Below are 12,978 nucleotides of genomic sequence, written 5' to 3'. Positions count from 1 at the left end.
AATCGTTTTAAACTGAACCAGACTTACATGATCGGCGTCACCGACGCCCCCGCAGCCAAGCGTAAAGCCCAAGCGTCGACATCATCTTCGAAGACTTTGTGGATCGACGGGCTGAACCGGATCAGAGCCGCGATGGCAAGCTCCTTCATGTCCGAATATTCCTGTACCAACGCCCGATCCACTTCTTCCCAAGCGGTTTCGGGCAGTTTGACCTGAACGCGTTTACCATCGGAAGAAACCCGCACTTCCCAGTCGAACCCGAACAACGTCAGAGACACCTTGTCACCGGCGTGGAATTTCCCGGACCGACGGATCATGTGCATCCGCACATAATCATGCAAGGCATCCCGGGTATTGCGGACCACTTCCGCTGCAACCGGACGCCAGCCGTCATCAAGCCCGGCCTTAAGCTGCTTCCAAGCTTCATCACCGACGGAGCGGAAAGCGAGAATTTCGCGGTTTACCGCTTCGGTGTCGGTTTTCACCGTACCGACCTCATATGCGGATTCGCCGATGGCCAGCCGGGCAAAAGGCGCGACCTCCAGCGCAGGGTCTGCCGTAGCGCCTGCTTTGCCGGACGCCGCAGCAAGCCCGGCATCGCTAAAGGTCGGTTGATGTACCGTCATCTGTGCCTCCTAAACGGGTAACGCAATCGTCTGATCTTACAAACGGCTCAAACGGCCATGCTTTTACGTCTGAGATTTGTTTTTCCCGCACATTTGTCGGCAAGAATGGCACGAAAACTGCATTCAACCTGTCGGACAGACATGGAGTGCGACATGAGCACCGAACAACCAGATGCAAGCGAAGCCATCAAGATCGCGCTCGCGTCAGCGGAAACAGCCAGTGACGCCGCGTCGCTAGCTGAAGATACTTCGAAACGGCTGAGCGACAAGGCCGATTGGGTCGACCGCAAACTAATTCCTGCGGCCATGGGCGGCATTGCTGGAATCATCCTGTGCGCCGGGTTAAGCGCGATGACTTTCTATCGCACACTTGGCGATTTGCGGACCGCGCGCGACACCCATGTCGAAGCGCTGCATCTGTTTACCCAGAACGTCAATCAGCTGAAAATGACCGTCGAAATGGCGACCGAGATGATCGAAGGACAATCCGACGAACGGCAAGAAATCACTGCCGCACTGGACGGGATGAATGGCAGGATCGAAACGCTGGAAACGCAACTGACCGAAAGCAATGCGGTGATCACGGCAACGCTTGGGCAGGGGACAGAAGGGTTTGCCGCGCATATGAGCACGCTTATCGAACCTCAAATCGGTAAATCACGCGATGACGTCTTGGCCGGAATTTCAGATCTGCAATTGGCCTTGTCGCAAAAGCTGTCGACACTGGCCAATCAAATTCTCGCCTCGGCCCCGGCAGCAGGATCAAAGCCGAACACCCGGCTTTCTGCGGCGACACCGACAACGCGCCTTCAACCGCAGCCAAAAAAGGTGACTACACCGCGTAGCCCCCCCCCAACGGCACCCAAGCCGCGTAAAACCACGTCGAATTCCGGCACGAACCCGTTCAAATACCCGTAATGCTGCCACAGCTCCCCGAACAACCTTCCGAAATTCATATGGAGCTGATCAAAGTCGGCTCTGCCGGCAATTCACTTGGCCTGCGTCCAGGTGACAAGCTGGTCGGGATTGACGGCGTTGCCTTCGTCGATGGTGCCCGCGAATTTTCGCGCCGGTTTTCACCAATGCAGACTAGGAAAGTCGCCTTGCATTTTCAGCGCGGCGACCTCAACCTGACAGTCATCAGCGTGACCCCGAAACTAGGACGCTGGCATCCCTGCCCGGCTGTCGGCAACCCGCAATTTCCCGATATCTCACCCGACCTGTTCGAAAACTGGGAAGTGTTGCGGTCTTCTCGGGGGCACTATGACTTGTTCCGCCATCGGGTGTCACCGCTGGCATGGATCGCTGCACCTCTTTGGTTGGCCCAGATGCGGTTATGGCCACACTTGGGCGGCCTGGCGACACTGGTCATAATGGGTTGGCCTGCGGGCTGGTGGGCATCCGCTATCCTGTATGGACTGGCCTCGGCTTATGTGGGGCGCAATTATGCTTATCTGATCCGCTCAGATAGGTTGGCCCGCGGATTGGCACCCTATGCAGTGGTCGCGGCAGAAAGCGAAGCGGCAGCACATATTGCCTACAGCAACATGGAACCGGATGATCAGTTCCTGTTCGGCGCGGTTTCCGTCCCCGTTATCCCCCGGATGGCAGAGACCGGCGATCTTGGCGAACATAGCGAAGCGAATGCCTAGCGGTGCCCGGCCCGGCGTGAAACATAGTTAAAATTTTTCGACCCTTACCGGCTGCGGCACACAGTAAGGACTGAAGAGCACGCGGCCGAAACCGACATTCAGCATCGCAATTTCACCGCTCCCGTTCGCACCTAATAACACGCAAATGGGCACAGCGACCTACGGATCAACCGTCTTTCGCTGCGCCCTTGGTCCGAGAGTGGAACCTGGATCAGTCCGCCTGCAACAAAGCATTGCGACGGCGTTGGAACGACGAAGGAATTTTCAGAATGTCACGATATTTCGCCACCGTCCGCCGCGCCAGATGGGTGCCTTCGCCGGTGATGACCTTGGCAATTGCATCGTCGCTGAGCGGGCTGGAGGCATCCTCTTCACGGACCAACTGTTGAATGCGATGGCGCACGGCGGCGGCGGATTCACCGCCTTCCCCTTCATCTTTACGCAGCGAAGCGGAAAACAGGTATTTCAGCGGGAAAGTGCCCTGCGGGGTTTGCATCAACAGATCCGTGGTCACCCGGCTGACGGTGCTTTCATGCACACCAATCGCTTCGGCCACATCCTTCAGCGTCATCGGCACCAGACCCGACGCTCCTTGGCCCATGAACTTGGACTGACGACGCAGAATTTCCGCACCCACAGCCAACGTGGTCTGATTGCGATGCGCCACCGCGCGGCGCAACCAAAGCGCCACTGACAGCGTATCGTTAACGTAATCGCCATGCGCCGCCTTCAGCGTCGCTGCCTTTTTTTCATTCACCACCACGCTTGGCAGCGTCGATTTATTCAGATCGACCTTCCAGCCGTCGTCTGCCCGGCTGACGATCAGGTCGGGCGCGCGCTGCGGTGCCACCGGGCCGTTGAAATCGGCACCTGGCTTGGGGTTCAGACTGCGCAGCAGCTTCAATGCCGGGCGCAGTTCATCCATGTCGCAGCTGCAGGCCCGCATCAGGCCTTTCAAGTCGGCTTGGGCCAATTTCGGCAAATTTTCAAGCAAAGTGCGGAACAGCGGTGTCATCACGCCCTTTTCTTCCGCCTGCAGTGCTAGGCATTCGGCCAGCGAACGGGCAAACAGGCCCGAAGGTTCGACCTGTTGGATGCGCACCAGCCAATCTTCAGCGTCTTCCAGCGCCACGCCAAGGCGCATCGCCAGACTTTCCAGCGGTTCGCCCAACCAGCCGCTGGGTTCCAGCGCTTCGAGGAAGATGTCTGCCTTGATCCGGTCGACCGGGACGGGGAACATCATGTCGAACTGCTTTGCGACGTGACTGTAAAGCGATTGATCATGTTCCTGAATGCGGGCCAGAACATCGCCCTGATCGATCCCGCCGCCGCTTGACCGGCTGCCGATCCCGCGCATACTCTGGCTGTCGCCCGTGGCGCCTGCCTTCACTTCGATGAACGGGTTGTCTTCGGATTCGCTTTCGATCACCGAATGCAGATCGACGTTACTATACTGCAGCAGACAGATCGCTTTCTGAAGCTGTGCGGTCATGACGACTGATTGACGCTGACCTAAATGTTGAACCGTTGAAATCTGCATTGGGCATCTCCTTGCAAACAAAGGATGAAGCCCATTTTAGCCCTAAACAACGTAAAACGTTTGACCTAGCCTTCAGGATGTAACCCATCAAAAAGTATAGGTGGTTAACATACTGTTAAAAAAGAATTTCGGCGCCGAAGCGCCGAAATCTTGTCAGTAGTGTCAAAATCCCGTCAGGGATTGTGATTAACCTTGGAGCAACTGCATCACGCTTTGCTTGGACGAGTTGGCCTGAGCCAGCATCGCGGTCGAAGCTTGCGACAGGATCTTGCCGCGGGCCAGAGAGGTCGATTCCTTGGCGAAATCGGCGTCCTGGATCCCCGAGCGGGCTGCTTCGACGTTGACCGAGATGTTGGTCAGGTTCGAAATCGTGCTGTCCAAACGGTTGGAAACTGCACCAAGGTTGGACCGTGCCTGGTTGACCTTGTCCAGCGCCACGTCGATCACCTTGATCGCGCTTGATGCACCCTGTGCCGTGGTCAGGTCGATTTCGGCAACGCTTTCCAAGCTGGAGGAGTTCGCAGCCGCTTCGAAGAAGCTTGTGCCAGCGGTGGTGACGTCAGAACCGACCGAGAAACCTTTGGTCGAAGTCATCGAAACCTGACCCGAGATATGCGACGACGTGATGGGCGTAGTTGTATCGGTCAGCGTGGTGGTGTGGGTATCGGCCGTGGAACCTGCTGCGGTACCATCAGCGTTCAGCGCGGTCACGGTCAGGGTGGTGTCATCGACGCCGGTATCGTAGTTGGTCAGTTCGATATCGTTACCTTCCTGATCCGTCAGGATGATTTCACCGTTGCTGTTCCCCATGGTGGCGGTCACGCCGGTCTGACCAGCTTGGGTGTTGATCGCATCCCGCAGACCGCGCAAGTCGCTGGTATCCGAAATGTTCACGTTACCGATCGTGGTGCCGTTCACTTCGAAGGTTACGGTCGACGCGGCCGAGAAGCCCGACAGTTTGGCTTTGGAAACGGCGGTTGCGTCGACACCGGTAGCTGCTGATTTCGAATTGATTTCGTCCGCCAGCGATTTGGCCGACTGACCTGCAGAGGTGGTGATCGACGCGGACCCCGAGTGACCGGTGATGTCCAGAGTGGTCGATGCGGCAATACCGGTATCAGTCCCACCGGAAGCCAGCGACACTTTGCTCGAAACCGTATGGGCGCCGATGTCGGTCGCGGCAGCACTGTCGACGTCGATATTGATGGTCTGACCCGAGTCAGCACCGATCTGCAACTGCTTGCCGGTGAACGAACCATCCAGAATTTTCATCCCGTTGAAGGTCGTGTCTTTGGCGACGCGGTTGATTTCGGTGATCAGCTGCGTTCCTTCTGCCGCGAGGTTGTTCCGGTCCGAAGCGGTGTTCGTGTCGTTCGCAGACTGAACAGACAGTTCGCGAAGACGCTGCAGCATGTTCGAAACTTCGACATGGGCACCTTCGGTGGTGTCCAGCAGGTTCTTACCGTCGGTGGCGTTCCGGACTGCTTGGCTCAGACCTTTGATCTGTGCGGTCATCTTTTCCGAAATCGCCATCCCCGCGGCGTCGTCGCTGGCGGAGTTAATCCGCTGACCCGATGAAAGGCGCTCCATCGAGGTTTGGTATTCCGTATTCACACGCGACATCGTTGCTTGTGCCGAAAGCGCGCCAATATTCGTGTTAATAGTAGTCATGGCCGTCTCCATTAAGTTGGCTAGCGCTGTCCTGCGCTTGAAATTACCAACGACAAACGGCAAAAAAGTTTAAAGAAAACTATCAACTTTGCATTCAAATCATTGTTTTTATTTGTTTTTATTTACTTGCATATTTCTTAGCTCCCGATTTATCGGTCTTGGTATGCTTCTTGCTCAGTTCTTTTCTGTATAGAGAATGGAGCATTCGATATGGATATCGCATCCCTTGTTGGTCTGATTGGCGCGGTTGGCATGATCATCGGATCGATGATCGTTGCCGGGGGCCTTGGACCATTCATTGATGTGCCTTCGTTATTGATCGTGTTTGGCGGCACTTTCTTCGCCGTCATGTTCACGGCACCGATGGGCACATTCCTTGGCAGCTTCGGATCCATGGCCAAGGCGTTCATGCCTAAGCTGCCCAAACACGGGAAGCTGGTCGAAACCATGGTCGAACTTTCGGACCTTGCCCGCAAAGACGGCTTGATGGCGTTGGAAAACCAAGACGTGCCGGACAAGTTCTTTGAAAAGGGTCTGCAGATGCTAGTCGACGGCGCGGATGAGCCGAAGATGGTCAAGCAGCTGGAGCAGGAAATCAAATCCATGAAGATCCGACACGAATCCACTCAAGGAGTGGTCAAGGGCTGGATCGACATCGCCCCCGCAATGGGAATGATCGGGACCCTGATCGGTCTGGTGCAGATGCTGGGCAATATGGAAGACCCCAAAGCGATTGGCCCCGCCATGGCCGTGGCGCTGCTGACGACTCTCTATGGGGCGTTCCTGGCCAATGTGATTTTCGGGCCGATCTTGTCCAAACTCGAAACCTATAGCGCTGACGAGGCGATCTATCGCGAACTGGTGGTCGCCGGGCTGCGCAACATCGCCAAGGGTGAATCTGGCCGCGCGGTTCAGGATCAGATGGTGGCATCGCTGCCGCCAAAAGTCGCCGAAAAGATGCTGGCGGCCTGACACACTATATATAAGGACAGACAATGGCGAAGAAACCGATCCCTCTTCCGGTCTTGCCGGTCGAACAGCCGCCGCAGGAAGATTGCCCCAAATGCCCGCCGGTTGGTGCCCCCGCCTGGATGGCAACCTTTTCGGATATCGCCATCCTTCTGATGGCGTTTTTCGTGCTTATCCTGTCCTTTGCCGAATTCAGTCAGCCCAAGTTCAAAATGATTGCTGGATCGCTGAAGGATTCCTTTGGCGTACAGCGTGACATCCCGATTGTGGAACAGCCGCGCGGCACGACTGTACTACAGTTGAACTTCAGCCCTTCGAAGGAACCGTCGATCAGCAAGACAATGACACAAGACACCACCACGACCGAACAGCCCAAAATTCGTTCGGATGTGGACGAGAAACAAAAACGCGATGCGAAAGACAATTTGCAGGGTAAGGAAGAACAGAAACGTCAGATCGCAGAAATGCTGAAAAAGGCGCTGCAGGACGGCGAATTGATGGCGCGTATCGAAAATGATCAGGTGGTTCTGGATTATCAGCCCGGCACCAACGCTTTCGATCAAAGTGAACCGCAAAGCCAACCGTCGGACAATCCCGAACAAGCGACGGGTCAACCGCAACAACAAGAACAGATGCAACAAACCGAAGACCTGCTGGCCGAAGTATTGCAGAGCATCAACACAATTGCGCAGCAGGCGATGGAAACCGAAATGGAGGGCACTTCGGCGGCCGAAGGAGCCTCGGATCAACCGACCGGCGATCCCGGCGAAGGCAAAGCGGCTGTCGCCAATGACAAATTACAGGTGGCGCTGCGGCGGGAAGTTGGCAAAGGGCTGGTCGCGGTCGAGCAACGTGACGGTAAAGTTTATGTCACCGTCGGGGCTGGGGGCGCGTTCCCATCAGGACGGGCCGAACTGACCCAAGAAGCACGCAGCATAATGGAACGCATTGCTTTTGCCGCGATGAATGATGCCAGCACCATCACCGTAACAGGCCATACTGACGATGTTCCACTGAATCCCTCGTCGCAATTTCGCGACAACTGGGGTCTGGCGGCGGCGCGCTCGGCCAGTGTGGTACGGGAACTGGCAGCGACCAATCTTGTCGACCCCACCCGCCTGACCGCAACAAGCGAAGGCGAAAGCAACCCGATTGCCGACAATTCCACCCCTGAAGGGCGTGAACTCAACCGTCGTATTGAAATAGAAATCAGCTTCTAGGCCGCCTGCGGTCTGGACACCTAAATCTAAACAAAACCGTTCCGCCGACGTTATCGCGGGAAAGTGGAGTCTGCTATGACCGACATCCTTAGCTCGTTGAATACCAATGGTAGCGGCCTGAACATTACGGAGTTGTCGAGTAGTCTTGCCAACGCCGAAATCAGCCCGCGCCGAAACATCGTCGAAGAACGGATTGACGGAATTGAGGTGTCCATTTCAGCAATGGCCGAAGCGCGTTTGGTGCTAGAGGATCTGGAAAACTCGCTGTCGGTGATCACCGACGACTCCTTGATCCAAACCAATTCCAGCAGCTCGGCGATCTCGGCCACGGTGACCGATGCCAGCAAGATTGAAGCCGGCAGCACAAATCTCAGCGTGATTGCAACTGCGAAAGAACAAGTTCTTCAATTCGAAGGGTTCAGCGGTGAAGACGCGGTTGTTCAAGGTGGGACACTCAACATCAGTTTCGGGGTCTGGACTGCGGATGCGCCACCGGTATTTTACGCAGGCGACCGCCCCGACGTGACCATGAATGTTGCTGACGGCACTACTCTGAAAGAATTGGCAGAACAGTTCGATTATGTCGTCGGCATCACCGCCAGCATTATCGATGTCGGCGACGGCACGTTCACGCTGGGCATTCTCAGCGATACCGGTGGGGCAAGCGGTTTGAACTTCAGCGCCACCGCCACCGGCGCCGCCGCAGATATAGCACTGACCGATTTCGACACCACGGCTACGATCGAAACACATCAGGTCCGCGCTGCATCCGATGCGGTGCTGGAATATAACGGCATCACCGTTTACCGATCGTCAAACGAAATCGACGATCTGATCGATGGTGTTACGCTGAACCTGAACGATGTAACTTCTGGCACCGCGACGATCACCACCGCGATCGAATACGACGAAGCGCTCGCACGGACGCAGGTCCTTGTCGCCAAGATCAACGAAACTCTGGAATTTCTGACAGAACAAACGTCACGCGGCATTCTGGAAGGCACCGACGCGGGCGATCTGGCTGGAGAATCCACGATCGAGGCTGTCAAGAGCAGCATTCGCAGCATGATGCGTTCAGGGATTGACGGGTTTGGGGATGAAACGCTTTATCTCAGTGATTTTGGTATCTCGGTCAACCTTCAAGGGACGCTGACACTGGACGAAGACACCTTCAAAACTGTCATGAATGAAACCCCTGAAAAGGTCATGGCCCTATTTGAATCACAGGTGGTCGCGTCAGATCCATCGGTATCGATTGCCGGGTTGCCACCGTCGGGCACATCGACCCTGACACAAACATTTCATAGGGCCAGTGACACGGATCCTGCCTATTTGGGAACTTCTCAGCTGACTTCGCTGTTTCCCGGCGCTGGTTTGACGTTTTATATCGCCTCATCTGGGGACATGTCAGGAATTTCGCTGACGGTTCCCGATGGCGTTACCGATTTTGACGTCACTTATGGTCGTAGTTTTGCAGACACGATGCTGGACCGGATTAAAGACGCATTGTTGGGCGATAGCGCCATAGCGTCCCGCGAAACCGCGCTGAAAAACAGTCTGACTGAAAACGAAGAACAGCTGGATGAACTTGATGTTAAATACACCACCATCGAAGAGCGGTATGTGACACAGTTCACCGCGATGGAAACAATAATCACCCAGTTGAACAATACTGGCAGTTACATTGAAAGCCTGCTCGACGCCTGGGCAGCGGAAGCCGGTTAACGAATCCAACCCAATCGGAACAGGTATCACATTGACGGCCTGGCCCCCTTTGACGACAATTCTGGCCCCGCACACTGTTAGGGCTAAAAAAGAGGCCGCTTCTTTCGAAGCGGCCTTTCAGTCTGACAGGGAGGAGGAAACTTGTACTATTGGGGTTTCTGGATGCCGTATTTCTTTATTTTTTCAATCAAGGTGGTGCGTTGCAGACCCAACGATTGAGCCGCGCCAGTTACGTTGCCTTCGCACATTTGCAGCGCACCTTCGATCATGCTGATTTCCATATCGCGCAGGATCAGACGAATATCGATCGCGCCCTTGTCCCGCAGCATTTTCAAAACCGCATCCTGATCACCGACGGCAAAACCGCTGCCCGGACCCTTACCGGTATTTTCACCTTCGGTTTCGATCAGCAGCAGGAAATTGTCGACTTCGCCGGCATGCAACATCCGCCCCGGGAACATCACGATGGCGCGGTCTACGACATTGCGCAATTCGCGTATGTTGCCGGGCCAGTTATGCGCTTGCAGCCGTTCGATCGCATCCATCGCGAAATGCGGCAGATTGGCATGTGGGTGCTGTTTGGTGTGATCGCTCAACATCCGGTCGATCAGTTCGGGAATTTCTTCCAACCGCTCTGCTAGTGGCGGCACCGGAACCGGCAGAACATTTATTCGATAAAACAGGTCAGCACGGAATTTTCCGTCCGCCACAGAATCGGTCAGGCGACGGTGGGTCGCCGTGATCAGCCGGAAATCTACCGCGATGCTTTCGCGTCCGCCAACCCGCTGAATTTCACGGGCTTCCAAAACCCGCAGCAATTTCGACTGCAGCGCCATCGGCATGTCACCGATTTCGTCCAGAAACAAGCTGCCGCCATCGGCCATTTCGATCAACCCGACGCGCTGTTCCTCGGCACCGGTAAAAGCCCCTTTTTCGTAACCGAAAAGTTCTGATTCCAGCAATTCGCCGGGGATCGCAGCACAATTCACAGCCACCAGTTTCCCCTTACGGCCCGAAGCCTGGTGGATCGCAGTGGCCGCGCGTTCCTTGCCAGATCCGGTATCCCCGCTCAACATCACCGGCGCATCCGAAGGCGACACGGCGGTCAGCATTTGTTTCATTCGGCGGGTCGCGGGCGAGGATCCTACGATATGCGCATCAATCTCGTATAATATCGGCGCTTCCGCGTCGAAAAAGAGATTGCTGAAGACATTCGTCATTTACGGACCCTCGATGCTGAATTGACGCCTGTCACTCAAATAAATGACACGTCATCTTTATTCACATCATAGTCAAAAAGCCGACATTGACGCCATATCTCAGACGTCGAAACCCCGCTCTCTTTAGGGGTGGCTTACATACTTTCGTCGGTATTATCGTGGCTTGCACGTCGTCCTTAATCAGCAAATTCAATGCGCAGCCGAGCGACCAGATCATGACGATTCGCTGACACTAGTTGCGCCCGGCGTTGGCCGCGCATGGTACCTCGCGACTGTTTCGGGTCGACCAGTTTCGGCAGCGGGCTTGCTGGCAGGTCGGGATACCCCGCCTGACTGTTTGATCTGGCTTGATAATCCTGCCCGTCAATGTCGATCAGTGGCGTTCCGGCCAAGGCCAGAACCCCATGCTGTTGCGTCACTTCCGCGTGGCGTCGCACAGGCTGCGCCGCGGCCTGCGGTTCCGTCACCGATCGGCCTGCGGCGGTCGAAGCCACGAAAGAAGGCTGCTGCTGAGGAAGCTTTGCAACCACCCGATTAACCCGGTTTAGATAGGCTTCACCGCGATCACCGTCCGCAGAATGATAGTGCCGGGTGGCGGCTTCCCAAGACCCGTGTCGATCCTTCAGCCGGGTCAGGAATTTCGCCGCATATTCTGTATTTTCCTTTGGAGACATCATTTCTTCGATGGAAGAAAATTGACTACTGTGCCAACGGTAATTGATCTGCATGCAGCCGATATCGACATTGCGAACGCCGCTATCCAACACCTCACGCAGCTTCTTCAAAGCCGCTTCACGGGTCGGAAAATAATACCCTTTGCCTTGCACATTCAGAGTCCACGGCCAAGCGCGAACGCCGTTTTCACCCTGTTTCAGCCCAGTTTCGACGCGGGAAATCGCGGGCATCAAATCGCGCGGCAACCCGTGACGCGCGCCGGTCTTGGCGGCAAGTGCTTCGCAATCAACGGCGCTGGCTTCGACCGGGACCGGACCAAGAGCGCACAGGCCCAACAGCAGGGCAAACCCGCCTCGGATCAATAGGTGCATCAGATTATCCATGCACCGCCCCCAACGATCAACCCAGAAAATCGAACAATGTCTGGGATGAAATCTTGGCATAGGTCTGCTGGGCCGCTTCACGGTTCAGCAACAACGCTTGCAATTCGGTGACTGCGGCGGCGATATCCAAGCCTTGATACCCCGCCAATGCGCGTTCTACCATTTCCATACGACTGTCCAGTGCGCTGGCCTGACGTTCACCGGACTGCTGAATGGACCCAACCTCGGCCCGCTTGTCGGCAATATGATTGATCGCCGCGCCAATGGCAGATATCTGCGCGTTTGAAGACAGTTCTTCAGGTACCAGCATTGTCAGGTTGCCTTCGGTCCCGCTGGTCATTGGGGTGATCGTTACTTCTTTGTCCTGCCGGGCACCACCACCTTCCATCTGAAGATCTGACAAAGTGATATCACCGACCCCGCTCAACCGCAAAGCAGCCGGATCGGACGGGTCAATAATTGCACTAATGCCAGTGGTGGCGCTGACCGCGTTCACGGCCGCCAGCAACGCATCAGGGGCCCCCGCCATGTAAGGGGCAGTGATGGTTGCGCGGCCTGACGGGCCTTCAATCGTCATGGTGATTTCCGCTGCGGCCCCACCCGGTTTGAAACGCAGATCATCCGCAACGGTTACACCGGTCTGACGCGATCCACCGCCCTTTGCCAATGTGCTCAGCGTATCTTCGATGATCGAAAAGACATCGCGCGTCTCAGTGCCATTAGCCCCTTCGACTTCGACCTGCATGAACAGTTCATCGCCATGCAGAGATGTCGGCAGCAGGGCATTATCGGACACCCGCAACGTGTGACGACCGGTATCGCCGACATATTCCACATTGCTGCCGTCATCAACAAAGGGGTCGCCTTGGGTTTGATATCCGCCGAACAATGCTTTGCCGGTATCGTCGCGGGACTGCGCCAGCAAAACAAAGTTATCGCGCAACTGAACCGCTTCGATCCGCAGTGCGTCGCGTTCAGAATCAGACACCGATGCCGAAGCCCCACGAATGGCAATTTCCGAAAACCGTTCCAGAATATTGCCGACTTCTTCCAACACCGAATCCGACAGCGACAACCGTTGATCCGCAGTCTCAAGATTTTTCTCGAACTGTTCCAACAGTCCCTTTTGATCTTGTGAAGCCGAAATATTGAGCGCCCGCACCGGATCGACCGACGCCCGCGGATCCGTTTCGCCAGAAGAAATCTGGGACTGCAGGCTGGAAATTTCAGTATCCAGTCGGGTAAATTGTTTCGTTGCGAGAGTGTGTTGAAGCGAAGTCCCGATCGTCATGATTTA

11 protein-coding genes are annotated in these 12,978 nt (G+C 55.7%); 5 read left to right on the top strand and 6 right to left on the bottom strand.

The window, feature by feature from the left end:
- Positions 1-23 precede the first annotated feature (23 nt).
- Complete coding sequence (locus tag TG4357_RS18195) at positions 24-626, bottom strand: hypothetical protein (RefSeq protein ID WP_058264337.1); 603 nt, start codon at positions 624-626, stop codon at positions 24-26.
- Between the two features lie 153 nt (positions 627-779).
- On the opposite strand from TG4357_RS18195, the gene TG4357_RS18190 reads away from it, so the two are divergent.
- On the top strand, positions 780-1,544 hold the full coding sequence (locus TG4357_RS18190; RefSeq protein WP_058264336.1) for a hypothetical protein: 765 nt from the start codon (positions 780-782) through the stop codon (positions 1,542-1,544).
- A 38-nt stretch (positions 1,545-1,582) separates the two neighbouring features.
- A complete protein-coding gene (locus TG4357_RS18185; RefSeq protein ID WP_074646951.1) occupies positions 1,583-2,278 on the top strand; it encodes a hypothetical protein in 696 nt (231 codons plus the stop codon).
- A 211-nt stretch (positions 2,279-2,489) separates the two neighbouring features.
- On the opposite strand, the gene rpoN is transcribed toward TG4357_RS18185, so the two are convergent.
- Both rpoN and TG4357_RS18175 read right to left on the bottom strand, forming a co-directional pair.
- Positions 2,490-3,818 carry an RNA polymerase factor sigma-54 gene (gene rpoN, locus TG4357_RS18180; RefSeq protein ID WP_058264334.1) on the bottom strand — a complete coding sequence of 443 codons (1,329 nt, stop codon included), beginning with the start codon at positions 3,816-3,818 and terminating at the stop codon, positions 2,490-2,492.
- Between the two features lie 186 nt (positions 3,819-4,004).
- Positions 4,005-5,489, bottom strand: a complete 1,485-nt coding sequence (locus tag TG4357_RS18175; RefSeq protein WP_058264333.1) for a flagellin N-terminal helical domain-containing protein — start codon at positions 5,487-5,489, stop codon at positions 4,005-4,007.
- Positions 5,490-5,699: 210 nt separating this feature from the next.
- On the opposite strand from TG4357_RS18175, the gene TG4357_RS18170 reads away from it, so the two are divergent.
- The 3 genes from TG4357_RS18170 to fliD all read left to right on the top strand — a co-directional run bounded on the left by TG4357_RS18170 (position 5,700) and on the right by fliD (position 9,403).
- On the top strand, positions 5,700-6,461 hold the full coding sequence (locus TG4357_RS18170; RefSeq protein WP_058264332.1) for a motility protein A: 762 nt from the start codon (positions 5,700-5,702) through the stop codon (positions 6,459-6,461).
- 23 nt (positions 6,462-6,484) lie between these two features.
- The gene (locus TG4357_RS18165; RefSeq protein ID WP_058264331.1) at positions 6,485-7,678 is read left to right on the top strand and encodes an OmpA family protein; all 1,194 of its coding nucleotides are present in this window, start codon (positions 6,485-6,487) and stop codon (positions 7,676-7,678) included.
- 75 nt (positions 7,679-7,753) lie between these two features.
- A complete protein-coding gene (gene fliD / locus TG4357_RS18160) occupies positions 7,754-9,403 on the top strand; it encodes a flagellar filament capping protein FliD (protein ID WP_058264330.1) in 1,650 nt (549 codons plus the stop codon).
- Between the two features lie 146 nt (positions 9,404-9,549).
- On the opposite strand, the gene TG4357_RS18155 is transcribed toward fliD, so the two are convergent.
- From TG4357_RS18155 to flgL, 3 genes are all read right to left on the bottom strand, one after another.
- On the bottom strand, positions 9,550-10,623 hold the full coding sequence (locus tag TG4357_RS18155) for a sigma-54 interaction domain-containing protein (protein WP_058264329.1): 1,074 nt from the start codon (positions 10,621-10,623) through the stop codon (positions 9,550-9,552).
- 176 nt (positions 10,624-10,799) lie between these two features.
- Positions 10,800-11,681: a lysozyme family protein gene (locus TG4357_RS18150; protein ID WP_058264328.1), complete on the bottom strand. Its 882-nt coding sequence runs from the start codon at positions 11,679-11,681 to the stop codon at positions 10,800-10,802.
- A 16-nt stretch (positions 11,682-11,697) separates the two neighbouring features.
- Positions 11,698-12,972, bottom strand: coding sequence for a flagellar hook-associated protein FlgL (gene flgL / locus TG4357_RS18145; protein WP_058264327.1), 1,275 nt, complete (start codon positions 12,970-12,972; stop codon positions 11,698-11,700).
- Positions 12,973-12,978 lie beyond the last annotated feature (6 nt).

Origin of the sequence: Thalassovita gelatinovora, assembly GCF_001458355.1 — a bacterium.
Taxonomy (GTDB): Bacteria; Pseudomonadota; Alphaproteobacteria; order Rhodobacterales; family Rhodobacteraceae; genus Thalassobius; species Thalassobius gelatinovorus.
The sequence above is the reverse complement of the archived record's forward strand: the minus strand, read 5'-3'. Positions and strand labels throughout refer to the sequence as shown.

Bases quoted from the DNA above. Each gene is read 5' to 3' on its own strand.
- TG4357_RS18155 (WP_058264329.1), bottom strand. From the start codon at position 10,623: ATGACGAATGTCTTCAGCAATCTCTTTTTCGACGCGGAAGCGCCGATA.
- TG4357_RS18195 (WP_058264337.1), bottom strand. From the start codon at position 626: ATGACGGTACATCAACCGACCTTTAGCGATGCCGGGCTTGCTGCGGCG.
- TG4357_RS18190 (WP_058264336.1), top strand. From the start codon at position 780: ATGAGCACCGAACAACCAGATGCAAGCGAAGCCATCAAGATCGCGCTC.
- TG4357_RS18185 (WP_074646951.1), top strand. From the start codon at position 1,583: ATGGAGCTGATCAAAGTCGGCTCTGCCGGCAATTCACTTGGCCTGCGT.
- TG4357_RS18170 (WP_058264332.1), top strand. From the start codon at position 5,700: ATGGATATCGCATCCCTTGTTGGTCTGATTGGCGCGGTTGGCATGATC.
- TG4357_RS18175 (WP_058264333.1), bottom strand. From the start codon at position 5,489: ATGACTACTATTAACACGAATATTGGCGCGCTTTCGGCACAAGCAACG.
- TG4357_RS18150 (WP_058264328.1), bottom strand. From the start codon at position 11,681: ATGGATAATCTGATGCACCTATTGATCCGAGGCGGGTTTGCCCTGCTG.
- fliD (WP_058264330.1), top strand. From the start codon at position 7,754: ATGACCGACATCCTTAGCTCGTTGAATACCAATGGTAGCGGCCTGAAC.
- rpoN (WP_058264334.1), bottom strand. From the start codon at position 3,818: ATGCAGATTTCAACGGTTCAACATTTAGGTCAGCGTCAATCAGTCGTC.
- flgL (WP_058264327.1), bottom strand. From the start codon at position 12,972: ATGACGATCGGGACTTCGCTTCAACACACTCTCGCAACGAAACAATTT.
- TG4357_RS18165 (WP_058264331.1), top strand. From the start codon at position 6,485: ATGGCGAAGAAACCGATCCCTCTTCCGGTCTTGCCGGTCGAACAGCCG.